Here is a 1,068-nt window from a genome sequence, read left to right on the forward strand (position 1 = left end):
GGTCTCCGCGGCCGGATCCGCGCCGGTTCGCAGCAGCGCGCAGTACGAGAGCGCGCCGATCACCAGCGCGGCGCGCAGCAGGAAAGTCATCGGGCGGGCTCCGTGGCGGATGTCGCGCGCTATCGAACGCGAAAATCCGTCCGGTTTCGTGAACTCCGCCTCAACCGGTTCGGGTTTTCGCGCGCCATGGTGAACGAAGCCCGCGCACGGAAGTCTGGTTACCTTACGGAAAGCATCCCGCGCATTCGGCCAAGTCGCGCAACACTCGTTTAAGCCGCCCCTGCGACTGTCCGGTAGTCGTTTTGAAGTCGAGCCGGAGGCGCGGGACATGTCGATTGGCATTCACCGCGGCGCGTGTGAGCCTTGCCTGTAAAAAAAGCCCTGACGTCTCTGCTCGACGACCGTCTCGCGGGGCTCGTCCACGAATCCGTGGCGGATGATGCGAGCGTCCGGTTCCGGCATGAGCGCTTCCTGGTGTCGCGCCTCGCCACCGGCGTGGTGATGATGGCGGCGCTGCCGCCTTACCTGCTCTGGCGCGGGGTGCCGTCGGGCATCGAGGTGGTGGCGATCGCCAGCCTGCTGCTGCCGGTGCTGGCCGCCGTGCTGCTCGCCCGCACCGGGTGCCTCTGGATGGCGCACGCGATCTCGTCGGCCGGCCTGACCGGTCTGGTGGTCTGCCTCGCGGGCCTCACCGGCGGCGCCACATCACCGGCAGCGGTCTGGCTGGTGGCGATCCCGCTCGAGGCCCTGGTGTCCGGCTCGATGCGGGCCACCGCCGCCGCGGCATTCCTGGCCGTGCTCGGCGTCCTCGGGGTGGTCTTCCTCGGCTCCTGGGGCGGCGCCGTCCCGCTGGTGGACATCTCCGCCAGCGTCGCCCTTCCGGTCTTCGCGATCACGGCGATCGGCCACGTCGCCGCCCAGGCCCTGGAGCACATGCGCAACGAGGGCGCCTGGCGCGAGCGGCTGCGCGACAACGAGGCCCGCGACCGGCTGCTGCTGTCGGCGATCGACGACCTCGTGACCTGGCACGACCGCAACGGCCGCGTGCTGGAGGCGTCGGTCTCGGCG

At 70.2% G+C, this 1,068-nt stretch carries 1 pseudogene; it reads left to right on the plus strand.

Annotated elements, in window-relative coordinates:
- Nucleotides 1-363: 363 nt before the first annotated feature.
- Nucleotides 364-1,068, plus strand: a pseudogene (locus FV228_RS30635) (PAS domain-containing sensor histidine kinase); the annotation flags it as partial.

Source organism: Methylobacterium sp. WL18 (assembly GCF_008040015.1).
Taxonomy (GTDB): domain Bacteria; phylum Pseudomonadota; class Alphaproteobacteria; order Rhizobiales; family Beijerinckiaceae; genus Methylobacterium; species Methylobacterium mesophilicum.